At 56.0% G+C, this 22,475-nt stretch carries 28 protein-coding genes; 19 read left to right on the forward strand and 9 right to left on the reverse strand.

The genetic code is table 11. The features are described from left to right. Positions 1-22: 22 nt before the first annotated feature. The gene (gene treB / locus ACT3RT_RS11960) at positions 23-1,441 is read left to right on the forward strand and encodes a PTS trehalose transporter subunit IIBC (protein WP_353500707.1); all 1,419 of its coding nucleotides are present in this window, start codon (positions 23-25) and stop codon (positions 1,439-1,441) included. 33 nt (positions 1,442-1,474) lie between these two features. Then, a complete protein-coding gene (gene treC / locus ACT3RT_RS11965; RefSeq protein ID WP_353500706.1) occupies positions 1,475-3,112 on the forward strand; it encodes an alpha,alpha-phosphotrehalase in 1,638 nt (545 codons plus the stop codon). Positions 3,113-3,136: 24 nt separating this feature from the next. Here treC and ACT3RT_RS11970 read toward each other — a convergent pair whose 3' ends face one another. Continuing rightward, positions 3,137-3,664, reverse strand: a complete 528-nt coding sequence (locus ACT3RT_RS11970; protein WP_034795356.1) for an NAD(P)H-dependent oxidoreductase — start codon at positions 3,662-3,664, stop codon at positions 3,137-3,139. 485 nt (positions 3,665-4,149) lie between these two features. On the opposite strand from ACT3RT_RS11970, the gene nrdD reads away from it, so the two are divergent. Then, the gene (gene nrdD, locus ACT3RT_RS11975; protein ID WP_496203053.1) at positions 4,150-6,285 is read left to right on the forward strand and encodes an anaerobic ribonucleoside-triphosphate reductase; all 2,136 of its coding nucleotides are present in this window, start codon (positions 4,150-4,152) and stop codon (positions 6,283-6,285) included. Between the two features lie 4 nt (positions 6,286-6,289). Next, positions 6,290-6,754, forward strand: a complete 465-nt coding sequence (gene nrdG / locus ACT3RT_RS11980) for an anaerobic ribonucleoside-triphosphate reductase-activating protein (RefSeq protein ID WP_278877786.1) — start codon at positions 6,290-6,292, stop codon at positions 6,752-6,754. Positions 6,755-6,804: 50 nt separating this feature from the next. Here the strand turns inward: nrdG and ACT3RT_RS11985 are convergent, their stop codons facing one another. Together ACT3RT_RS11985 and ACT3RT_RS11990 are read right to left on the reverse strand one after the other, a co-directional pair. Then, on the reverse strand, positions 6,805-7,119 hold the full coding sequence (locus tag ACT3RT_RS11985; protein WP_353500705.1) for a CcdB family protein: 315 nt from the start codon (positions 7,117-7,119) through the stop codon (positions 6,805-6,807). Then, on the reverse strand, positions 7,119-7,280 hold the full coding sequence (locus ACT3RT_RS11990) for a type II toxin-antitoxin system CcdA family antitoxin (protein WP_496203023.1): 162 nt from the start codon (positions 7,278-7,280) through the stop codon (positions 7,119-7,121). Before ACT3RT_RS11990 ends, ACT3RT_RS11985 begins: the two co-directional genes overlap by 1 nt. 290 nt (positions 7,281-7,570) lie before the next feature. Between ACT3RT_RS11990 and phnF the strand changes: the two genes are divergently transcribed. From phnF to phnP, 11 genes are read left to right on the forward strand one after another with little or no spacing between them, the layout of a single operon-like run. Further along, positions 7,571-8,296 (forward strand): phosphonate metabolism transcriptional regulator PhnF, encoded by a 726-nt coding sequence (gene phnF, locus ACT3RT_RS11995; protein ID WP_034795434.1) that lies wholly within the window; start codon positions 7,571-7,573, stop codon positions 8,294-8,296. Further along, complete coding sequence (phnG, locus tag ACT3RT_RS12000) at positions 8,297-8,740, forward strand: phosphonate C-P lyase system protein PhnG (protein ID WP_034795348.1); 444 nt, start codon at positions 8,297-8,299, stop codon at positions 8,738-8,740. A 3-nt stretch (positions 8,741-8,743) separates the two neighbouring features. Then, the gene (gene phnH / locus ACT3RT_RS12005; protein ID WP_185688726.1) at positions 8,744-9,325 is read left to right on the forward strand and encodes a phosphonate C-P lyase system protein PhnH; all 582 of its coding nucleotides are present in this window, start codon (positions 8,744-8,746) and stop codon (positions 9,323-9,325) included. After that, positions 9,325-10,422 (forward strand): carbon-phosphorus lyase complex subunit PhnI, encoded by a 1,098-nt coding sequence (locus ACT3RT_RS12010; RefSeq protein ID WP_496203024.1) that lies wholly within the window; start codon positions 9,325-9,327, stop codon positions 10,420-10,422. Before phnH ends, ACT3RT_RS12010 begins: the two co-directional genes overlap by 1 nt. Further along, complete coding sequence (locus ACT3RT_RS12015) at positions 10,409-11,299, forward strand: alpha-D-ribose 1-methylphosphonate 5-phosphate C-P-lyase PhnJ (RefSeq protein WP_496203025.1); 891 nt, start codon at positions 10,409-10,411, stop codon at positions 11,297-11,299. Before ACT3RT_RS12010 ends, ACT3RT_RS12015 begins: the two co-directional genes overlap by 14 nt. Continuing rightward, positions 11,299-12,090: a phosphonate C-P lyase system protein PhnK gene (gene phnK / locus ACT3RT_RS12020; RefSeq protein ID WP_353500700.1), complete on the forward strand. Its 792-nt coding sequence runs from the start codon at positions 11,299-11,301 to the stop codon at positions 12,088-12,090. Before ACT3RT_RS12015 ends, phnK begins: the two co-directional genes overlap by 1 nt. 13 nt (positions 12,091-12,103) lie before the next feature. Continuing rightward, positions 12,104-12,811, forward strand: coding sequence for a phosphonate C-P lyase system protein PhnL (phnL, locus tag ACT3RT_RS12025; protein ID WP_353500699.1), 708 nt, complete (start codon positions 12,104-12,106; stop codon positions 12,809-12,811). Further along, positions 12,808-13,944: an alpha-D-ribose 1-methylphosphonate 5-triphosphate diphosphatase gene (gene phnM / locus ACT3RT_RS12030; protein WP_496203026.1), complete on the forward strand. Its 1,137-nt coding sequence runs from the start codon at positions 12,808-12,810 to the stop codon at positions 13,942-13,944. Before phnL ends, phnM begins: the two co-directional genes overlap by 4 nt. Positions 13,945-13,958: 14 nt before the next feature. After that, positions 13,959-14,546 carry a ribose 1,5-bisphosphokinase gene (phnN, locus tag ACT3RT_RS12035; RefSeq protein WP_396132309.1) on the forward strand — a complete coding sequence of 196 codons (588 nt, stop codon included), beginning with the start codon at positions 13,959-13,961 and terminating at the stop codon, positions 14,544-14,546. Further along, positions 14,543-15,178: a DapH/DapD/GlmU-related protein gene (locus ACT3RT_RS12040; protein WP_496203027.1), complete on the forward strand. Its 636-nt coding sequence runs from the start codon at positions 14,543-14,545 to the stop codon at positions 15,176-15,178. Before phnN ends, ACT3RT_RS12040 begins: the two co-directional genes overlap by 4 nt. A 23-nt stretch (positions 15,179-15,201) precedes the next feature. Continuing rightward, positions 15,202-15,951, forward strand: a complete 750-nt coding sequence (gene phnP, locus ACT3RT_RS12045; protein ID WP_496203028.1) for a phosphonate metabolism protein PhnP — start codon at positions 15,202-15,204, stop codon at positions 15,949-15,951. A 12-nt stretch (positions 15,952-15,963) separates the two neighbouring features. On the opposite strand, the gene ACT3RT_RS12050 is transcribed toward phnP, so the two are convergent. After that, positions 15,964-16,602 carry a Rossmann-fold NAD(P)-binding domain-containing protein gene (locus tag ACT3RT_RS12050; protein WP_486031529.1) on the reverse strand — a complete coding sequence of 213 codons (639 nt, stop codon included), beginning with the start codon at positions 16,600-16,602 and terminating at the stop codon, positions 15,964-15,966. Positions 16,603-16,795: 193 nt separating this feature from the next. Here ACT3RT_RS12050 and ACT3RT_RS12055 point away from each other — a divergent pair, with 193 nt between their 5' ends. Continuing rightward, positions 16,796-17,314, forward strand: coding sequence for a type 1 glutamine amidotransferase domain-containing protein (locus ACT3RT_RS12055; protein WP_034795315.1), 519 nt, complete (start codon positions 16,796-16,798; stop codon positions 17,312-17,314). A gap of 89 nt (positions 17,315-17,403) precedes the next feature. On the opposite strand, the gene ACT3RT_RS12060 is transcribed toward ACT3RT_RS12055, so the two are convergent. Further along, a complete protein-coding gene (locus ACT3RT_RS12060) occupies positions 17,404-17,844 on the reverse strand; it encodes a YhbP family protein (RefSeq protein WP_496200818.1) in 441 nt (146 codons plus the stop codon). A 104-nt stretch (positions 17,845-17,948) separates the two neighbouring features. Between ACT3RT_RS12060 and ACT3RT_RS12065 the strand changes: the two genes are divergently transcribed. Next, on the forward strand, positions 17,949-18,245 hold the full coding sequence (locus tag ACT3RT_RS12065; protein ID WP_485902038.1) for a GIY-YIG nuclease family protein: 297 nt from the start codon (positions 17,949-17,951) through the stop codon (positions 18,243-18,245). 8 nt (positions 18,246-18,253) lie between these two features. Here the strand turns inward: ACT3RT_RS12065 and ACT3RT_RS12070 are convergent, their stop codons facing one another. The 4 genes from ACT3RT_RS12070 to ubiT all read right to left on the reverse strand — a co-directional run bounded on the left by ACT3RT_RS12070 (position 18,254) and on the right by ubiT (position 20,243). Further along, positions 18,254-18,775: a GNAT family N-acetyltransferase gene (locus ACT3RT_RS12070; RefSeq protein ID WP_496200819.1), complete on the reverse strand. Its 522-nt coding sequence runs from the start codon at positions 18,773-18,775 to the stop codon at positions 18,254-18,256. Between the two features lie 3 nt (positions 18,776-18,778). Then, positions 18,779-19,048, reverse strand: coding sequence for a type II toxin-antitoxin system TacA family antitoxin (locus ACT3RT_RS12075; RefSeq protein ID WP_485902034.1), 270 nt, complete (start codon positions 19,046-19,048; stop codon positions 18,779-18,781). 176 nt (positions 19,049-19,224) lie between these two features. Beyond that, positions 19,225-19,728, reverse strand: a complete 504-nt coding sequence (locus ACT3RT_RS12080; protein ID WP_485902032.1) for a GNAT family N-acetyltransferase — start codon at positions 19,726-19,728, stop codon at positions 19,225-19,227. After that, entirely contained in the window at positions 19,722-20,243 is a 522-nt protein-coding gene (gene ubiT, locus ACT3RT_RS12085) for a ubiquinone anaerobic biosynthesis accessory factor UbiT (protein WP_353500690.1), read from the reverse strand. The genes ACT3RT_RS12080 and ubiT overlap by 7 nt, the downstream gene beginning before the upstream one ends. Positions 20,244-20,552: 309 nt before the next feature. On the opposite strand from ubiT, the gene ubiU reads away from it, so the two are divergent. Then, on the forward strand, positions 20,553-21,548 hold the full coding sequence (gene ubiU / locus ACT3RT_RS12090; protein ID WP_485902030.1) for a ubiquinone anaerobic biosynthesis protein UbiU: 996 nt from the start codon (positions 20,553-20,555) through the stop codon (positions 21,546-21,548). A 14-nt stretch (positions 21,549-21,562) separates the two neighbouring features. Continuing rightward, positions 21,563-22,441, forward strand: a complete 879-nt coding sequence (locus tag ACT3RT_RS12095; RefSeq protein WP_485902028.1) for a U32 family peptidase — start codon at positions 21,563-21,565, stop codon at positions 22,439-22,441. Positions 22,442-22,475: the final 34 nt, after the last annotated feature.

The raw sequence follows: 22,475 nt of genomic DNA on the forward strand, positions 1-22,475 counted from the left end.
AAAGGGAACATAAGGTCAATCCATGAGCAAAGTAAATCAGCAAGCTGTTAATCGGCTAATAGAGCTGGTCGGCGGAAGCGAAAATATCGCCACGGTCACGCACTGTATTACCCGCCTGCGCTTCGTATTAAACAATCCAGAGAAAGCCGATCCGAAAGCCATTGAAGAGTTGCCAATGGTCAAAGGGTGTTTCACCAATGCCGGACAGTTCCAGGTGGTTATTGGTCCTGAAGTTGACGATTACTACAAAGCCCTGATCGCCAGCAGTGGTAAAGATGACACCGGCAAAGAGGCCGCCAAGGTGGCTGCCCGCCAGAACATGAGCTGGGTGGAGCGCGGCATTTCGCACTTCGCTGAGATCTTCTTCCCCCTGCTGCCCGCTCTTATCAGCGGCGGTTTGATTTTAGGTTTCCGCAACGTCATCGGTGATATCCCGATGAGCGGCGGTCAGACATTGGCCCAGATGCACCCGATGTGGAAAACCATCTACGACTTCCTGTGGTTGCTGGGTGAAGCCATCTTCATGTTCCTGCCAGTGGCGGTCTGTTGGTCCACGGTGAAGAAAATGGGCGGCACCGAGATCCTCGGTATCGTGCTGGGTATCACGCTGGTTTCCCCACAGCTGATGAACTCCTACAACCTCGGCCAGCAAATTCCTGAAGTGTGGAACTTCGGCTGGTTCACTATTGAGAAAGTGGGTTATCAGGCGCAGGTCATTCCTTCTATGCTGGCGGGTATGGCATTAGCCATTATCGAAAACGCCCTGAAGAAAATCGTGCCGAACTACCTCTATCTGGTGATCGTGCCAGTGGTGTCGCTGATCCTCGCCGTGTTCCTGGCCCACACCCTGATTGGTCCATTTGGCCGCATGATTGGTGATGGCGTGGCATGGGCGGTGAAAGCCGTGATGACCGGCAGCTTCGCGCCGATTGGCGCCGCCCTGTTTGGCTTCCTCTATGCACCTCTGGTTATCACCGGCGTGCACCAAACTACGTTGGCTATCGACATGCAGATGGTGCAGAGCACCGGCGGCACGCCAGTTTGGCCGCTGATTGCTATCTCCAACATCGCGCAGGCGGCGGCGGTAGTCGGCATCATTATTGCTTCTAAGAAACACAACGAGCGCGAAGTTTCAGTCCCGGCCGCCATCTCCGCCTTCCTCGGCGTAACCGAACCGGCGATGTACGGTATCAACCTGAAATACCGCTTCCCAATGCTCTGCGCGATGATTGGCTCCGCAGTGGCCTCCCTGATTTGTGGCCTGAGCGGCGTCACGGCTAACGGTATCGGCGTTGGCGGCCTGCCGGGCATTCTGTCCATTAAACCGCAGTTCTGGGGCGTATTCGCACTGGCAATGCTGGTCGCTACCGTCATTCCAATCATTCTGACGGTGCTGGTTTACAAGCGTAAAGCGCGTAAAGGCGAGCTGGCGATTGTTTAGTAAAAGATGACGCATTAAGAAAAGGATAAGACGATGAGCAGTGAATTGCCGTGGTGGAAAAACGGCGTGATTTACCAGATTTACCCGAAGAGTTTTCAGGACACCACCGGCAACGGCATGGGGGATATCAACGGTATCACCCGCCGTCTGGACTACCTGAAAACCCTCGGCGTTGATGCGCTGTGGATAACGCCAATGTACGTTTCTCCGCAGGTTGATAACGGCTACGACGTAGCCGACTACTGCGCTATCGACCCGGATTACGGTACGCTGGAAGATTTCGAAAATTTAACCACCGAAGCCCATCGCCGCGGGATCCGCATTGTTATGGATATGGTGTTTAACCACTCGTCGACCCATCACGAGTGGTTTAAACAGGCACAAGATCCCGCCAGTCCTTATCGCGATTACTACATCTGGCGCGATGCCGACAGCGCCGGAGGTCCACCAAATAACTGGCGTTCCAAGTTTGGCGGCGGCGCGTGGCAGTGGCACGAGGCGAGCGAGCAGTACTATCTGCATCTGTTCGCCAGCGAGCAGGCGGACCTTAACTGGGAGCACCCGCCGGTACGCGAAGCACTGAAAAAGATCTGCCAATTCTGGGCGGAAAAAGGGGTGGATGGCCTGCGTCTCGACGTGATCAACCTGATTTCCAAGCAGCAGGATTTCCCGTCCGACGACATCGGCGATGGCCGCCGTTTCTACACTGATGGCCCGCGTATTCACGAGTTCCTGCAAGAATTCAGCCGCGACGTCTTCAAGCCGCTGGGCCTGATGACCGTCGGCGAAATGTCGTCAACCAAGCTGGAGCACTGCCGCAAATACGCCGCCAACGATGGCAGCGAGCTGTCGATGACCTTCAACTTCCACCACCTGAAAGTGGACTATCCCAACGGTGAGAAGTGGACCAAGGCCGCGCCAGACTTCGTGCAGCTCAAGCAGATTTTCAATGAGTGGCAGCAAGGGATGCACGGCCACGCGTGGAATGCGCTGTTCTGGTGTAACCACGACCAGCCGCGCATCGTGAGCCGCTTTGGTGAAAACGGTAAGCTGCGCGTGCCTGCCGCCAAGATGCTGGCGATGGTGCTGCACGGCATGCAGGGCACACCTTACATCTATCAGGGTGAAGAGCTGGGGATGACCAATCCGGGCTACCAGCATCTTGAGCAATACCGCGATGTGGAAAGCCTGAACATGTTTGCTGAGCTGAAGGCCAGTGGCCGAAACGAGGCAGAACTGCTGGAGATTTTGGCCTCGAAATCCCGCGACAATGGCCGTACGCCGATGCAATGGGACGCCTCGGCCAATGCGGGCTTCACCACCGGCACACCGTGGATCACCCCGAGCGAGAATTACACCCACATCAACACCGAGCAGGCGCTGGCGGACACCGATTCGGTGTTTTACACCTATCAGTATCTGATTCGCCTGCGTAAAGAGCTGCCGGTGCTGACGCACGGTGATTATCAAGACCTGCTGCCAGATAACCCACACCTGTGGTGCTATCGTCGTACTTGGCACGGGGAGCAGCTAACGGTGATTGCTAACCTCAGCGGCGAGCAGCAGATCCTCAATATTGATAACCACCAGCAGGCACCTATTTTCAGCAACTATGCTGATGCGCCGGTCGCCAACTGCCTGCGACCGTACGAGTGCCTCTATCTGTTATAAAGCAGTAGCCCAGAGCCAGCGCGATTAAAGCTGGCTCTTCAGCAATGCCAGAGTGCGTTCAACATGATGAGGAACCTGTTCGTCAGTCATGTTGTTCGCGCCTTGGATCAGCAGCGGCTCCAACCAGTCCATACCAGTACGATTAGCCACAGCGTGGAACGGCAACAGCTGGTCTTTGGCAGGATAACGATTGTAACCCTCTGGCGTATAAGCCTTTTCATCACCACCTGTCGAAACAATCACCTGCAAAGTCTTACCCTGCAATGCCGTGCCGTTGGTACCGTAGGCGAAACCGTAGGTTAATACCGCGTCTTCCCACTCTTTCAAAATCGCCGGTGAGCTATACCAGAAAAACGGGAACATCATGACGATGTGCTGGTGGTTTTTCAGCAACTCGTGCTCACGCGCCACGTCGATTTTATAGTCTGGATATTCACGCATTAGTTCGTGCACGGTGATGCCCGGAACCTCGCGCAGCGCGGCAACCTGCGCCTTATTGATACGAGACTGGTCCGGCGTGCGGTGGGCGCTTAACACTAAAATCGATGACATTTTCACTTCCTCAATAGGTAATATGAGAGGCATCGCTCTGCCTGTTGAGGCTATCTTTTCATGTCCGTGCCCTGCCCTGTAGACCCTCAGCGGTCAATTCAGTTTAAACCTAAAGTATCAAGCAAGCCGACACCGCATTTTCTCTTATTGCAGGCAATTTGCAGGGAAATGTGACCTCGATAACTGCTTTAAAAGGAAGCAATTTTTACGCCATTTAACAGGCCGTTTTGGCCGTTTGCTCATTCTATAAACTTATGCGGGGAATCTTTGTTTTAGGTCAAGGGAAGGCGTATTTCAAGAATACAGAAATTCTTTATAGACTATATATTGTGGGCCGATTAAGAAAAACAACCCAACATATAGCGTTATGCACTATTCTCTGCTGTTAAGGCTCCAGGCCTTGAGCAGTGCGGCATTGCGCCAAAAGGAGTTAAATTGTGAAGGCTGACCTGTTGAAATCTGATCCCGTCAATACCCCCCACCAACTGCCGATCGTCATCAAACGGGACGGGTGCAAAGTGCCTTTCGATAGCAGCCTGATTTATCAAGCTGTCAGCCGCGCGGCGAGTGCTGCCAGTATCGATAACGCAGAGTATTGCCAACAGGTCGCCCGAGTGGTGAGTGAGGCGCTGCTGGATAAATCGCAGGTGGATATCAATGAGATCCAAGACGCGGTGGAAAACCAGCTGATGTCCGGCCCCTACAAAAAACTCGCCCGCGCCTATATTGAATATCGCCATGACCGCGATGTGACGCGCGAGCTGCGCGGCAGGCTGAATCAGGAGATTCGCGGGCTGGTCGAGCAAAGCAACGTGGCGCTGCTCAACGAGAATGCCAATAAAGACAGCAAAGTCATTCCCACCCAGCGCGACCTGCTGGCGGGCATTGTCGCCAAGCACTATGCCAAACAGCATATTTTGCCGCGTGACGTGGTTCTGGCTCACGAGCGCGGTGAAATTCACTATCACGACCTCGACTATTCGCCCTTCTTCCCAATGTTTAACTGCATGCTGATTGACCTAAAAGGCATGCTGACCCAGGGATTCAAAATGGGTAATGCGGAAATTGACACTCCTAAGTCAATTTCCACCGCAACGGCGGTCACGGCGCAGATTATCGCTCAGGTCGCCAGCCATATTTATGGCGGCACCACTATCAATCGCATCGATGAGATCCTCGCCCCCTTTGTGACCGAGAGTTTCAACAAACATAAAGCCGTGGCCGAAGAGTGGCAGGTGGCAGACTGTGAAGCCTTCGCCCGCAGCCGCACTGAGAAAGAGTGTTACGACGCCTTCCAGTCGCTGGAATATGAGGTGAATACACTGCACACCGCCAACGGCCAAACGCCCTTTGTCACCTTTGGCTTCGGGCTGGGTACCTCTTGGGAATCGCGCCTGATTCAGCAGTCAATCCTGCGTAATCGCATTGCCGGTCTGGGTAAAAACCGCAAAACCGCCGTGTTCCCCAAACTGGTGTTTGCTATCCGCGACGGCCTTAACCGCCAGCACGCCGATGCCAATTACGACATCAAGCAATTGGCGCTCGAGTGCGCCAGCAAGCGCATGTACCCGGACATTCTCAACTACGAGCAGGTGGTCAAAGTCACCGGCTCGTTCAAAACGCCAATGGGCTGCCGCAGCTTCCTCGGTGTCTATGAAGAGAACGGCGAGATGCAGCACGACGGGCGTAACAATATTGGCGTGATCAGCCTGAACCTGCCGCGCATCGCTCTTGAAGCGGGCCGCGACGAAACGGCCTTCTGGGCATTGCTCGACCAAAGACTGCTGCTGGCGAAAAAGGCCTTAATGACGCGCATTGCACGGCTGGACGGCATCAAAGCCCGCGTCGCGCCAATCCTCTATATGGAAGGGGCCTGCGGCGTCCGGCTGAAAGCTGACGACGACATCGCGCCCATCTTCAAAAATGGCCGCGCATCAATCTCGCTGGGTTATATCGGGGTGCATGAAACCATCAACGCGCTGTATGGCAACCAGACCCACGTTTTCGACGCCGTTCAGCTGCGCGAGAAGGCCATCGCCATCGTCAATCGCCTGAAAGAAGCCACCGAGGCGTGGAAAGAGGAAACCGGCTACGGTTTTAGCCTCTACAGTACGCCGAGCGAAAACCTGTGCGATCGCTTCTGCCGTTTGGACGCCGCCGAGTTCGGCCTGATCCCCGGCGTCACCGACAAGAGCTACTACACCAACAGCTTCCATCTCGATGTAGAGAAGAAGGTGAACCCTTATCAGAAGCTGGACTTTGAAGCGCCCTATCCGCCACTGAGCAACGGCGGTTTCATCTGCTATGGCGAATACCCGAACCTGCAACATAACCTGAAAGCGCTGGAAGATGTCTGGGACTATAGCTACTCGCGGGTGCCTTATTACGGTACCAACACGCCAATTGACGAGTGCTACGAATGCCACTTCACCGGCGAGTTCGACTGCACCAGCAAAGGCTTCACCTGCCCGAAATGTGGCAATCACGAGCCGTCACGCGTCTCGGTCACTCGCAGGGTTTGTGGCTATCTCGGCAGCCCCGACGCTCGCCCGTTCAACGCCGGTAAGCAGGAAGAGGTGAAACGCCGCGTCAAGCATTTAGGCAATGGGCAATTGGGCTAACGCTTTGAACTTCCATCAATATTACAGTGTGGACGTCGTCAACGGGCCGGGAACGCGCTGCGTGCTGTTCGTCTCCGGCTGCGTCCATGAATGTCGAGGGTGCTACAACAAAAGCACCTGGCGGCTGGACTCGGGCAAACCCTTCACCCAACAAGATGAAGATAAGATTATTGCCGACCTGCAAGACGAATTGATCCCGCGCCAAGGGCTGACGCTGTCCGGCGGCGACCCTTTGCATCCGCAAAATTTGTCGGCAGTACGCCATCTGCTAGAACGTGTTCAGGCCGAATGCCCCGGCAAAAACGTCTGGATGTGGACCGGCTACAAGCTTGATGAATTAACCGCCGACCAGCAGCAAGTGGTCGAGTTAATCAACGTGTTGGTGGACGGCAAATTTGTGCAAGAGCTGAAAGACCCCGCCCTTATCTGGCGCGGCAGCTCAAATCAGGTGATTCATTACTTGAGGTGAAGTGGTGAGGTAAATGAAGAGAGAGGAATCTCACTCCTCTCTCTTATTATTCAAATACCATTCAGTAGAAAATCAAAGGCATTTTTGACGTCGTAAATTTCTCCATCAAGCCTACTGACCCGCTCCCCAACCTCACACGAGTGTACGCCACCCAGCATGTGTGTCATGGCAACATAGGATTGATGTTCCACTCGTAGCAGTGGGCACAGCTTTTTGGGCGGAAAAGCAGCTAACTTAACCAGCGGAACTAAAGGGACCATCACGGTAGGGCTAATGCCCTCAACCAGAGGGTGCTGTATGTTCAGCAGAAAAGGATAAGCGGCCTTTCCTCCACCTTTATTCTCATAAACAGCGTACTGCTCCATCAAAAAGCCCGCTGGTAATCAGAGAAAGCGCCATTCTCTTCGGCATATCGTTTGACTGCCTCAAGGCCATGCTGATTTTCGCGCAACCAAATTTCGGCGGCGGTTTCGGGTAATACCGGCTTTTCGGCAGGCTGAAAATCCATATTATTTGCTTCAGACATACATATTCCTTATGTGAGAGAGACTTACCTTTTCCTATCGCTCATTGAGTGTAATTTGAACACTACTGTCCCGTAAACTCCCCTCTCACTTTCCTGCGAGCTGTCTTCCACTCTTCATTTATCTGCAACCCGCCATTCACCAAATTGTCACTTAGCTCGGCCATTCTGATGCCAACACCGAAACGAGGTTGGCACTATGAAAGCGTATTCCCCTCTCTTCATCGCTTCCCCGCCAGCTCAACTTTTTAGGTTTTGTCTGCTCGTTAAGACCGTGCGAGGTTTTCATTATGATGAACTTATCTAGACATCCGACCAGTTACCCCACGCGATATCAGCAAATTGCTGCCGAACTCGAACTCGAACTGCGCAACGGCTATCGCTGTGGCGACTATCTTCCTCCTGAGCAACAACTGGCCGACCGTTTTCAAGTCAATCGCCACACCCTGCGCCGCGCGGTGGATGAGCTGGTCGAGCGCGGCTGGCTGCAACGCCGTCAGGGGATTGGCACCCTGGTGCTGATGCGCCCTTACGATTACCCGCTGCACTCGCAGGCCCGTTTTAGTCAGAACCTGCTGGAGCAAGGCAGTCACCCCACCAGCGAAAGATTGTTAGCCGTGCTGCGACCTTGCACAGACCACGTCGCGACGGCCCTTTCGCGGCAAGAGGGCGACACGGTGATCCACCTGCGCACGCTGCGACGGGTGAACGGGGTGCCGGTCAGCGTTATCGACCACTACCTGCCGGATCTCGACTGGTGGCCTTCTCTGCAAAATTTCCACAATGGTTCACTGCACGACTTTATCCGTACTGAAATCAAACAGACTCTGACCCGCCGCACTACCCGCATTAACGCCCGCCGCGCACTGGCGAAAGAAAGCAAATTACTCGAAATCGTCCCGCAGGCCCCGCTGCTGTGCGTGCGAACTCTCAACACCTGTGACGGCAGTGGCAACGTGGCGGAATACTCCGTCGGGCTGACCCGCGCCGACATGATTGAATTGACAATGGAGCACTGAATGCACGCCCTCGAAAATCGCCAGCGCTGGATGTCAGTGCTGGCACACAGCCAGCCCGCCGAACTTCTGGCGCTGTGGCAACCGCTGAACCTCTCGCCAAAATTTGAACGCCTGCGCGCCGCAGAAACCGGCTTGACCCAATTGCAAGGCCGCATGGGTGGCACCGGAAAACGCTTTGTGATGGGTGATATGACCGTCACTCGCGCCGTGGTGCAGCTCGACTCCGGCGTTTATGGCTACAGCTATGTCGCCGGTCGCGACAAAGCCCATGCCGAACTGTGCGCCATTATCGACGCGCTTTTACAGGTAAACGGCATGGATGAGCTGTTGCACAAATCCCTGATCGCCCCGCTGGCCGCTACCCAACAAGAGCGCCGCGAACAGCGCGCCAGGGAAGTGGCCGCCAGCCGCGTCGATTTCTTCACCTTGGTTCGCGGAGAGTAATCCATGTCACTTGTTGCCAGCTTCCAAAATCCCGTCGCCGATGCGCAGTTTAGCTTTCGCCGCATCCTTAAAGCCCTCAGCGAGCCGGGAACCTGCGTCAAATTGCCTGCCGTTCCGGGCTTCGGCGCGCTCGGCTCTGCCAGCGCCTGCGTACTGTTAACCCTGATTGACCAAGACACGCCGCTGTGGATAAGCGCCGCGCTGAATGACGACATTCTGCGTAACAACCTGCGCTTCCACACTGGCGCGGTTCTGACCGAAGAGCCTTCCTCCGTCAGCTTCGCGCTGGCAGACCCGGCCCTCGACAGCGCCACCCTGCTGGCCTTCCCGTGCGGCGACGAAATGTCTCCAGAGCTTGCCACCAGCGTGATTGTGCAGCTCGAAGGTTTGAGCGGCGGCCCTGCGCTGCGCCTGACCGGGCCGGGCATTGAGTCCGAACGCGTGATCACCCCGCAATTGCCAGACGCGGTGCGCCAATACCTGCTTAACCGTCCGCACCGCTTCCCGCTGGGGCTGGATTTCATGTTTACCTGCGGTGACGAGCTGATTGCAGTGCCGCGCACCACCCGCGTGGAGGTTTGCTGATGTACGTAGCCGTTAAAGGGGGCGAAAAAGCCATTGCTGCCGCCCATCAACTTCTGGCGCACGAGCGCCGTGGCGACACCCGCGTTGATGAACTGGAATGCGCGCAAATCGAACAGCAGCTGGGTCTGGCGGTAGATCGCGTGATGAGCGAAGGCGGAATTTATGACCGCCAGCTGGCCGCGCTGGCTATCAAACAGTCGAGCGGTGACCTGGTCGAAGCGATTTTCCTGCTGCGCGCCTATCGCACCACTCTGCCACGCCTCGCCACCAGCCAGCCGCTGGACACCAGCGATATGCGCCTCGAACGCCGTATTTCTGCGGTGTATAAGGACTTGCCGGGCGGACAGGTACTTGGCCCGACGTACGATTACACCCACCGTTTGCTGGATTTCGCCCTGCTGGCCGAAGGCGAAGCGCCGTTCACGCCCATCGCCGACGAAACCCTGCCAGAGCAGTGCAGCCACGTGTTTGACCTGCTGACCGCGCAACAGTTGGCGGTGAAGGAAGAGGACGACGGCAGCGAGCCTGAAGACATCACCCGCACCCCGCCGTTTTACCCCGCTTCTCGCGCGGCTCGCCTGCAACAGCTGGTGCGCGGCGACGAGGGTTTCCTGCTCTCCCTGAGCTACTCCACCCAGCGTGGTTATGGCCGCACCCACCCCTTTGCTGGCGAAATTCGTACCGGATGGCTGACGGTGGAAATCGTGCCGGAAGAGCTGGGCTTTGCGATTGATATCGGCGAGATCCTGCTGACCGAATGCGAAATGGTGAACGGCTTTGTCACCCCGGACGACAAGCCGCCGCACTTCACCCGTGGCTACGGCTTGGTGTTTGGCCGCGCCGAGCGTAAGGCGATGTCGATGTCGCTGGTCGACCGCGCATTGCAGACCAAAGAGTACAACGAACTGGTGAACAGCCCGGCGCAGGACGAAGAGTTCGTGCTGTCCCATGCCGACAACGTCGAGGCCGCCGGTTTTGTTTCCCACCTCAAACTGCCGCACTACGTTGACTTCCAGGCCGAACTGGAACTGCTGAAACGCCTGCGCCAGCAGCATGATTCAACGACTTCACAGGACTCAGACCATGAAAAGCAGTGATAACCACGCCCCCATCATCGCTGGCTATAACCACGGCTATCTCGACGAACAGACCAAACGCATGATCCGTCGCGCCATTCTAAAAGCCGTGGCGATCCCCGGTTATCAGGTGCCGTTTGCCGGTCGCGAAATGCCAATGCCCTACGGCTGGGGCACCGGCGGTATTCAGATCACCGCCAGCATTATTGGTCAGCAAGACGTGCTGAAAGTCATCGATCAGGGCGCGGATGACACCACCAACGCCGTGTCGATTCGCAAGTTCTTCCAGAGCGTCGCCGGGGTGAAAACCACCGAGAAAACCGTTGATGCCTCGCTGATTCAGACCCGCCACCGCATCACGGAAACGCCGCTGACCGAAGATCAGGTGCTGATTTTCCAAGTGCCCATCCCTGAGCCGCTGCGCTTTATCGAGCCGCGCGAAACCGAGACGCGCAAGATGCACGCGCTGGAAGAGTACGGCGTGATGCAGGTGAAACTGTATGAGGACATCGCGCGCTTCGGCCATATCGCCACCACCTACGCCTACCCGGTCAAGGTGAACGATCGCTACGTGATGGACCCGTCGCCAATCCCGAAATTTGATAACCCGAAAATGCACATGATGCCGGCGCTGCAACTGTTTGGTGCCGGTCGCGAGAAACGCATTTACGCCCTGCCGCCGTTCACCAAGGTGGAAAGCCTCGACTTTGAGGACCACCCGTTCACCGTGCAGCAGTGGGACGAGCCTTGCGCTATCTGCGGCTCGCACCACAGCTATCTCGACGAAGTGGTGCTCGACGACCTCGGCAACCGGATGTTCGTGTGCTCAGACACCGACTTCTGCGCCCAGCAGGTCGAACTGAACAGCCAACAAACCCAGAATAAGGCGCAACACTGATGACCACTCCACGCCAACTCAACGCTGAACCTCTGCTGTCGGTCAACAACTTGACCCACCTGTATGCGCCGGGCAAAGGCTTCAGCGATGTCTCTTTTAATCTCTATCCGGGCGAAGTGCTGGGCATCGTGGGCGAATCTGGCTCCGGCAAAACCACGCTGTTGCAGTCAATCTCCGCCCGCCTCGCGCCGCAGCAGGGGCAGGTTATTTATAACAACGGCCAGCAGGCACCACAGTCGCTTTATGACATGCCGGAGAGCGACCGCCGTCGCCTGCTGCGCACCGACTGGGGCGTGGTGCATCAGCACCCGATGGACGGCCTGCGTCGTCAGGTTTCCGCTGGCGGTAATATCGGCGAGCGCCTGATGGCCATTGGTCAGCGTAACTACGGCGACATCCGCAAACAGGCCGCAAAGTGGCTGGAAGATGTGGAAATCCCGGTGTCGCGCCTTGACGACATGCCAACCACCTTCTCCGGCGGCATGCAGCAGCGCCTGCAAATCGCCCGCAATCTGGTGACGCACCCGCGCCTGGTGTTTATGGATGAGCCGACCGGCGGTCTGGATGTATCGGTACAGGCCCGCCTGCTCGACTTACTGCGCACCTTGGTGGTGGAGATGCAGCTCGCGGTGGTGATTGTGACCCACGATTTGGGCGTCGCGCGCCTACTGGCCAATCGTCTGCTGGTGATGAAGCAGGGTCAGGTGGTGGAAAGTGGCTTAACCGACCGCGTGCTCGACGATCCGCATCATCCTTATACGCAGTTACTCGTGTCTTCCGTGCTGTCTTAATAGGTGACCAAAAATGACGACAAAGCTCAGGGTCGAAAACCTCAGTAAAACCTTTGTATTACATAACCAGAACAGCGCACGGTTGCCGGTTTTTAATAACGCCAGTCTGCAAGTTGATGCCGGAGAGTGCGTGGTGCTTCACGGCCACTCCGGCAGCGGGAAATCCACCTTACTGCGTTCGCTCTACGGCAACTACCTGCCGGACAGCGGCCACATTTGGGTCGAGCATCAGGGCCAGTGGATCGACATGGTGGGCTCAGAAGCGCGGGAAATTCTCGCCGTGCGCCGCCACACTGTCGGCTGGGTGAGCCAGTTCCTGCGGGTTATTCCGCGCATTAGCGCCCTGAATCTGGTGATGCAGCCGCTGATTGAACTGGGCGTCGACAAAGCCGAAGCCGAAGATCGCGCCAGCCGCCTGCTCACTCACCTCAACGTGCCGCAGCGCCTGTGGCACCTCGCACCGTCCACCTTCTCCGGTGGCGAACAGCAGCGCGTGAACATTGCGCGCGGTTTTATCGTCGACTACCCGATTTTACTGCTCGACGAACCCACCGCCTCACTGGATGCCACCAACCGCGCCGCGGTGGTGACCCTGATCCAGCAAGCCAAAGCTCGCGGAGCCGCCGTCGTAGGCATTTTCCACGATGAAGACGTGCGCGAGCGCGTCGCCGATAGACTCTATGCCATGACACCAGCGCCCTCTGCGGAGATCCCAGCATGATCATTAACAATGTCAATTTGGTCCTAGAAGATCAGGTAGTTAAAGGCTCGCTGGAAGTGCAGGACGGCGTCATTACCGCCTTCGCCGACACCAGCAGCCAACTGCCGCAGGCGATCGATGCCGAAGGCGGCTGGTTACTGCCGGGGCTTATCGAGCTGCATACCGACAACCTCGACAAGTTCTTCACCCCGCGCCCGAAAGTTGACTGGCCGGCCCACTCGGCGATGAGCAGCCACGACGCGCTGATGGTCGCCAGCGGCATTACTACCGTGCTCGACGCGGTGGCGGTGGGCGACGTGCGCGACGGCGGCCATCGTCTGGAAAATCTGCAAAAGATGATCGACGCCGTGGTCAACAGCGGCAAGGCGGGCCTGAACCGCGCCGAGCATCGCCTGCACCTGCGCTGCGAGCTGCCGCACGAAAGCACTCTGCCGCTGTTTGAGAAGCTGATGCACACCGAAGTGCTGTCGCTGGTCTCCCTGATGGACCACTCGCCGGGCCAGCGCCAGTTCGCCACGCCGCAAAAGTATCGCGAATACTATCAGGGCAAATACAACCTGAATGACGACCAGATGGAGGTGTTTCAGGAAGATCAAATCCAGAACTCCCTGCGCTGGGCCAAACCGAACCGCTACGCCATCGCCGAGCACTGCCGCAATCTGGGCATCGCGCTGGCCAGTCACGATGACGCCACCACCGCGCACGTCGAAGAGTCGCGCGCGCTGGGCAGCGTGATTGCCGAATTCCCGACCACTGAAGAGGCTGCGCGGGCCTCACACGCATGTGGCCTGCAAGTGTTGATGGGTGCGCCAAATATCGTTCGAGGCGGCTCGCATTCTGGCAATGTCGCCGCGCATCATCTGGCGTCACTAGGTATTCTCGACATCCTGTCTTCTGACTACTACCCGGCCAGCCTGCTCGACGCCGTGTTCCGTATCGCCAATGACGACAGCAACGACTTCACGCTGCCGCAGGCGGTTGGTCTGGTGACGCGTAACCCGGCCCGCGCGCTGAGTTTGCAAGACCGGGGCGTGATCGCTGAAGGAAAACGCGCCGATCTGGTGCTGGCTCGCACCCACGCCGACCACCACTATGTGAAGAACGTGTGGCGTCAGGGGATTCAGGTGTTTTGATAAAGGAATGATTGATGAGCCGACTCGTTTACTTGATGGGCGCATCGGGAGCAGGCAAGGATAGCCTGCTGGATGCCCTGCGCCACGACCTGCCACCCAATTTGATGGTGGCGCATCGCTACATTACTCGCCCTGCCAATGCTGGCTCGGAGAACCATATTGCTCTCAGCCAGCATGAGTTTTCCCAGCGAGCCGAGCGCGGCCTGTTTGCGCTGGAGTGGCAGGCTCACGGTTGCCATTACGCGGTCGGCATTGAGATAGACCACTGGATGCAGCAAGGCTGCAACGTGGTGATCAACGGCTCTCGTGCTTATCTGGAACAGGCGATGCAGCGCTACGGCCAGCGGCTGATCCCGGTCTGCTTGCAGGTGTCCGAAGACGTTTTGCGCCAGCGTTTAGAGCAGCGCGGGCGGGAAAACAGCGAGCAGATCCAGCATCGTTTGCAACGGGCGGCGCAGTACGCCAATCAGATGCCCGCCCATTGTCAGAGATTGGAAAACAACGGCCAGTTACAACAGACGCTGGCAGGACTGTTGCAGCTACTCGCTGCGCCTTCCACCGCGTTTCTCTACCCTATTTCTCCCCAGAAGGTTGAGCCATGAGTGATATTGTTGAAAACCCGCAAAACGCTGAAATCGACTTCTCACAGCCTAAAATTGGCGAAAACGTGGTGATGAATAAGTCCCGTGCCGGGCGCTACGTTCACATCTCCGATAACGCCATCTTTGAAGAATCCACTATCGACGACTACTCCTATACCGCCGGTAACAACCAGATTCATTACGCCACCATTGGCAAATTTGTCTCGATTGCCACCTATGTGCGCATCAATCCGGGCAACCATCCGACCTATAATCGCATTGCTCAGCACCACTTTACCTATCGCGCTTCGGCCTATGATTTGGGTGAAGATGACGTGAATTTCTTCGACTGGCGCCGCGAGCATCACGTCACCGTGGGCAATGATGTCTGGATCGGCCACAACGCGGTGATTATGCCCGGCGTGAAAGTGGGCAATGGCGCGGTGATCGGCACCTCCGCGGTGGTAACCAAAGACGTTGAGCCTTACTCCATCGTGGCGGGCGTGCCGGCGAAGAAGATTGGCATGCGCTTTAACGACAGCTTGATTGAGAAAATCGAGCGCAGCCAGTGGTGGAACTGGGATCACGAGACGCTAAGAGCGCGCATGCCTGATTTCCGCAACCTCGAAAGCTTTGTCGAAAAATACCTTTGAGTACTCCATTAAAGGATCCGTGCATGCAATTGACCTTTCTCGGCACCGGCGGAGCACAGCAGGTGCCCGTTTTTGGCTGCGACTGCGGCGTGTGTGAACAGGCGCGTAAAGACCCGGCGTTTCGCCGTCAGCCTTGCAGTGCAAAGTTGGAATATCAGGGGGGAGTGACGCTGATTGATGCAGGATTGCCGGAGTTAGCCCAACAGTTTGCGGCGGGCGAAATTCAGCGTTTTTGGCTTACACACTATCATATGGATCACGTTCAGGGGTTATTTCCGTTGCGCTGGGGTGTTGGAAATGCGATCCCGGTCTATGGTCCGCCGGATGAAAACGGCTGTGACGACCTGTTCAAACATCCGGGCATTCTGAATTTTCGGCCGCCGTTTCAACCCTTTGTCCCCCGTAATTTCGGCAATCTGCAACTGACGCCGCTGCCGCTCAATCATTCTAAAATCACCTTCGGCTATTTGATTAAAACCGAGCGGGCGACGCTGGCTTACCTCACCGATACCGCCGGTTTGCCGCTGGCGACGGCAAAATATCTGGAGGAGATCCCACTGGATGCCATGGTGCTGGATTGCAGCCACCCGCCGCGCGACATCCCCGACAAAAATCACAATGACGTTCATCAGGCGCTGGCGATCCATGAGCAGTTAAAACCGGGCAAAACCTATCTGACCCATATCAGCCACAAGCTGGATTTATGGCTCCAGAGCAACCCATTGCCGGAAAACGTCATCGCGGCGCGAGACGGGCAGACGCTGAGTTGGTAAATATCACGGGCTTTATTGACGGGCGATAGCGGCCAGCTGGTTGGACTCCAGCACGGTGATACCGCCCAGACCGGCATTGAATGCCTGTTGCTGCATCGCCTTCGCCACGTCGAGGGCATCGATGGCTTTCCATTTGCCGGGCAGCAGTTTGAATAGCGGCGCGCTGAGCTGTTCGAGTAAGCGCGGAGGCTGGCGCTGTCCCACCAGCAATGAGGGGCGAACCAGCGTCAGCAGTGGCCATTTCTGCGCAATCAGCGCCTGTTCAATCTCACCTTTAGTGCGGTTATAGATTAAACGTGAATGAGGGTTGGCACCGTTGGCACTGACCAGCAGGCAATGGCTGGCGCCGAGTTTACGCGCTGCGATGGCGCTGTTCACCACCATCTTGAATTCGATTTCGCGAAAAGCCGCCGCGCTTCCCGCCTGCTTGCGAGTAGTGCCTAAGCAGCAGAAAAAAAGGTCTATCGGCTCATCCAGGTCCGCCACCAGCGCGGGGATATCATCGCCGACGGGGTTGACCAGCTTACTCAGTGAGGCCAATGGTCGCCGCGTCGGGGCAACAATGCGACTCACACGTGAGTCTTGCTCAAGCAGGCAGAGCAGCTCCGCCCCCACCAGCCCGCTGGCCCCCAGCAAAAGTACTTTTGCCATGATATTTCCTTATGTCGATTCAGCCGCGTAGCGTTGTCTTTTCTGCGCGGGAGCGCCATCAGACATATCTTGTTACTGACTGATTATAAGCCAGATGGAGAAACAGACTCGGACGAATCCGGTTTGACCTCAGCCGTCATGGGGTCCAAGCTTTATACATCAAGACATTTTCCATTAAGCAACGGGAGACATGATGAGCAAGAAAATTGCAGTCCTAATCACTGACGAATTTGAAGACTCAGAATTCACCTCGCCAGCGGAAGCCTACAAGAAAGCCGGCCACCAAGTGATCACCATTGAGCATAAAGCCGGAAATGTCATTCATGGCAAGCAGGGCAAAGCCAAAGTCACCATTGATAAATCTATTGATGATGTCAAAGTCGCTGACTTCGACGCTCTGCTGCTGCCGGGCGGCCACTCGCCAGATACTCTGCGCGGCGACGATCGCTTCGTCGAGTTTACTCGCCAATTCGCCAAAAGCGGCAAGCCTATTTTCGCCATTTGCCACGGCCCACAGCTGCTGATTAACGCGGATGTCATTCGCGGACGCAAGCTGACTACAGTGAAACCGGTGGTGGTTGATGTGAAAAACGCCGGAGCCGAGTTCTTCGACAAAGAAGTGGTGGTCGATAACGACACGCTGGTCACAAGCCGCACGCCAGATGACTTACCTGCGTTTAACCGCGAGTCGCTTAGAGTGCTGGCGGCATAACTCAGCTAAATAGCCAAACTAATGCGATAGTTTGACTGAATAGTTTGAACCACAGGGCCGGGAAACCGGCCCTTTTGGTGTCTGCCAATCTAGCTTTCGCTACGCTGCCATCTCAACTTGGTGCCAAACCCGAGATTATTGTCGGTCATCTTGATTTCATTGAGTTTTAACGCCCAAACGGGGGCTTTCATCGTTGCCGCAATGGGGAACTGCTGGCAATAACGCTGGCGCGCCGCCTGCTCTTCATCACCAGAGAGAATCACCGCCTCGCCGCGATACTGAATGCCACGAATCAGCGCAATGCTCTCCGGCTGGGGTGCAATGGTGCCCACCACCTGCGGGTTTTTTGCCATCATCGCACCGTGTTGGGTTTTCAGCTCGGTCATGAAATAGAGCGTCATGATTTCCGTGTCCGCCACGTAAAAACAGTTGGCGCTCCACATCTCCCCATCTGCCAACGCGCACAGCGCCAGCACGTGATTGTCATCAAGAAAGGTGCTGATATGTTTTACATCGGTCGCGTCAGTCATGCACTGCCCCTCAAAATTAACTGCCGCCAGTTTAGCGCGCTATCGGCGCGATAAGGTAAACTTGCCGTTCAACTTCAATTCATAGCATCGCGTTGCCATTCAAAATGTCCGAGTCTGCCGAGCCATCACGCTGGTTTTTATACATGCTGCGCACGCCGTCCGGCATGCTTTACACCGGTATCACCACCGAAGTCGAACGCCGCCTGACCCAGCATCAGTCGGGTAAAGGCGCCAAAGCGCTGCGCGGTAAAGGCGAACTAGAATTAGTGTTCCACTGCGCCGCCGGAGATCGCTCACTGGCCTCAAAGCTTGAACTAAAAGTGAAGAAACTGACGAAAGCGCAGAAAGAGAAACTGGTGAAAGAACAGCCGGGGAGTTTGGAGAGTTATTTGGTCAAGTAAACAGTAAATTAGGAAGAGAAAAGCTTTTCTATCGACTTAGTCGGTAAGAAAAGAGAATGGGCATTATCGCCAGCAAGAGGGATGAAACCCAGTTTCTGGTAAAAGCCTTTTGCCTTCACATTCAGCGCATCAACAAACAGTGCGTGAACGCCAACGGCCTTAGAAGCTAAGTAAACCACCTTCATGGCGTGAGTTACCAGCGTGGTTCCCCACTCCTGCCCGTGCAGATCTTTATGAACCGCCAAACGGCCCAATGTAATGCTCGGGACATTTTCATAAGGCACTTTTCTTTTCTGAGTATTTGATGGCAGAGCAGCCTTCTCAAAGCAGCTGCCCGACAATGTGTAATAACCTAAGACCTTGGGTTTTGGCTCTTTGGTTATGAGCAGATAACCGCGCAAAATGCGATTTCTGTGTTGCCGCACAAGGTGCTCGGCCAGAAAAACGTTGAGAGATTCCTCTCCGCAGTCAAATGCCTCAAAATCATATTCGGCGTCTTCAACCAACATCCCTATTGTTAAATCGTCCACCTCTTACTCCATATTCTCGAGACGCTTGGCGGCTCGTTTCAATCTATCATTCAGTTCAGGTGGGTTGCTGAGGGCATCCATCACCAAATTCCACGACTCTTCGTTAAGGATGAGTCGCCGATGGTGTTCGATAACCTCGGCAGCACGTTTCGAGGCGCTGGCAACCATAAACTGCGTGATGGTCTGGTTGGACATTGCCGCAGCTTCTTCGATCGCGCTTTTATCAGCGTCGGATAATCTCAGATCGATGCGCTGTTTCTTCAAGGCTGACATGTGGTACTCCTAGACTGCTAACGCACAGACGGCAGCCATTCTCTTCTTTTGTGATTTTATAATTTGGAGAGATGCACGAAATGCATATCTGTACGGTTTTTTACCGTACAGATACTATAGAAGGAAGTGATTAATATTTCAACGGATACGTGCTTTTTATAAGCAGCCCGTCAGACTCAAAAACGATTAAACGCCGCCGGGAAAGTCACTTCGCCGTGGGCATCGTTGAGGGCGTCATCACTCAGGGTGTAGAGCTGGAAAGTGGCTTCCGTGCCTGACCAGCGGCAGTGCAGGTCGTGCTGGGCTGCGGGTTTGAAACCGAAACGACCATAGTAGGCGGGGTCGCCCAGCACCACCACGGCGGCGTAGCCGAACTCATTGAGTGAGTCCAAACCTTCGTACACCAGCTTTTCGCCAAAGCCCTGCCCGCGCAGTGATTCATCGACTGCCAACGGTGCCAGAGAGACCCAATTACGGTCTTCTCCTTTGATATCAACCGGGCTGAAAGCCACGTAGCCGACCACCTGACCTTCGTCATCGGTGGCAACCACGCCGAGGGTTAGCAAACCGTCTTCGCGCAGCTCTCTGACCAAGTCTGCTTCGTCGTCGCGCTTGAAAGCTTCGCGCAATAAACGGTCTATGCCGGCGGCATCAATCGGTATTTCGGTACGAATTAACATGTTTGCACTACCGGAGCGCCAGGCTCGCGGTCCTCTTGTAAACCTGCTTCAATGAAGTCTGCCAGGCGCATTAAGCCGCTTTTCAGCAGCAAAGGCATGCTGTCCAGATCGACGGCGTCCATCAGATTTTTGACGTACAGCCCGAGTTCCGTATCTCCTTCGATACGCAACCGGCGCTGGAAGAACAGCGTATCAGGGTCTTGCTTGCGCGCGGCGATCAGTACCAAATCGTTAGCATTGCCGCTAAAACTGACATCCGCCTCGCCCTGCTCGCTAATCACCAGCTTGCTATCTTCAACTGACATCAGCCAGCTTAGACCAAGATCGCTGACTTCGATTTTTAACCAGCGATCTTCGAGAAAATCCAAATCGCCCTCGGCCAGCGCCTGCCGGAATTGCCAGCTAAGTACCTGTTGCAAAACCTGCCGCTGTACGGCGAAAGGCGTGAATTTTACCGGCAAACTTAGTAATGACGGCCCCTGACGCACCATACGTGCTCGTAGTTTTTGCAACACTGGCACCACTCCTTTAAGTAACGTTGGACACTGATTTGCTCAAGAGATGGGCCCTATTTTGCCACATCGCCTATTCAGTACCGCGTCCTGCATCAATAAATACTGCAACAGAAAGAAAGCGCGCACAACCACCCTCGCCCCGAGTCGGCTCCAACCGGGTATAAACTGCCTCAAATCAAAATACTGCGCGTCCGCCTTCTCTAAAATAGGTCCCCAGTAAAATGCTCTCTGATGAAGGCTTTACGTCAGCGAGCCTCCCTCTTTCATTCTTACCGGCGCAGTTTTACCGGCTAAAGTCAGGAATAAACCATGGAGCTACTTTGCCCGGCGGGTAATTTGCCCGCGTTGAAAGCGGCCATTGATCAGGGTGCCGACGCGGTCTATATCGGCCTGAAAGACGATACCAATGCCCGCCATTTTGCCGGTCTGAACTTTACTGAGAAGAAATTGCAGGAGGCGGCAAATTACGTACATCGCCACCGCCGCAAGCTGCATATCGCCATTAACACCTTCGCCCACCCTGACGGCTTTGAGCGCTGGGAGCGCGCCGTCGACATGGCCGCGCAGCTGGGCGCCGACGCGCTGATCCTGGCCGATATCGCGATGCTCGATTATGCCGCCAAACGCTACCCGCAGGTTGAGCGCCACGTGTCGGTTCAGGCTTCGGCCACCAACGATGAAGCCATTAAATTTTATCAGCGCAATTTTGATGTTGCCCGCGTGGTGCTTCCCCGCGTGCTGTCGATGCATCAGGTCCGCCAGCTATCGCGTACCAGCGTTGTGCCGCTGGAGGTGTTCGCCTTTGGCAGCCTGTGCATCATGGCGGAAGGCCGCTGCTACCTCTCCTCCTATCTGACCGGCGAGTCGCCAAACACCGTGGGTGCCTGCTCTCCCGCGCGTTTTGTTCGCTGGCAGCAGACGGCACAGGGCATGGAGTCGCGCCTCAACAATGTGCTGATTGACCGCTATGACGAAGGCGAAAACGCCGGATATCCGACGCTGTGCAAGGGGCGCTATCTGGTGGACGGCGCGAAGTACCACGCGCTGGAAGAGCCCACCAGCCTGAATACGCTGGAGCTGCTGCCTGAGCTGTTTGCCGCCAATATCGCGTCGGTGAAAATCGAGGGGCGTCAGCGCAGCCCGGCCTATGTCAGCGAAGTGACCCGCGTCTGGCGCGCCGCTATCGATCGCTGCAAGGCCAATCCGCAGGCGTTCACCACGGATACCCAGTGGATGACGCAGCTGGGTTCTATTTCCGAAGGCACCCAAACCACGCTCGGTGCTTATCATCGCAAGTGGCAATAATGGCAGGGGGAACGATGAAATACTCTTTAGGCGCCATCCTTTATTACTGGCCGAAGCAGGACGTTGAGGCGTTTTATCAGGCCGCCGCCAGCAGCAGCGCCGATATCATCTATCTCGGCGAAAATGTCTGTACCAAACGCCGCGAGATGAAGGTCAATGACTGGCTGGAAATCGCCCGCCAGCTCGCCGCCAGCGGCAAACAGGTGGTGCTTTCAACCCTCGCCCTGCTGCAAGCGCCGTCGGAACTGAACGAGTTGAAACGCTACGTGGAAAACGGCGAGTTTCTGCTGGAAGCCAATGATTTTGGCGCGGTGAACATGGCGGCCGAGCGCAAACTGCCGTTTGTCGCCGGGCACGCGCTGAACTGCTACAACGCCGCCACTCTTAAGATTCTGCATCAACAGGGCATGACGCGCTGGTGCATGCCGGTGGAGCTTTCTCGCGACTGGCTGGTGAACTTGCTCAATCAGTGTCAGGACATGGGGATTGGCGGCAAGTTCGAGGTGGAAGTGCTTTCCTACGGCCACTTGCCGCTGGCCTACTCGGCGCGCTGCTTTACCGCGCGCTCGGAAGATCGGGCCAAGGATGATTGTGAAACCTGCTGCATCAAGTATCCGCAGGGCCGCAAAGTGCTGTCGCAGGAGAACCAGCAGGTGTTCGTGCTCAATGGCATTCAGACCCAAAGCGGCTATTGCTACAACCTCGGCAATGAGCAAACGTCAATGCAGGGCTTGGTGGATATCGTCAGGCTGTCGCCGGAAAGCCTGCAAACCTTGCAGGTGCTCGAGCAGTTCCGCCGCAATGAACAGGGGCTATCGGCGCTGGAGTTGCAGGATAAAGCCGACTGTAACGGCTACTGGCAGCGCGTCGCCGGGCTGGAATTAGTGCAATAAAGCCAAAACAGGCGCAGCGACTGCGCCTGTTCTC

Source organism: Ewingella sp. AOP9-I1-14, from assembly GCF_052375995.1.
GTDB classification, from domain to species: Bacteria; Pseudomonadota; Gammaproteobacteria; order Enterobacterales; family Enterobacteriaceae; genus Ewingella; species Ewingella allii.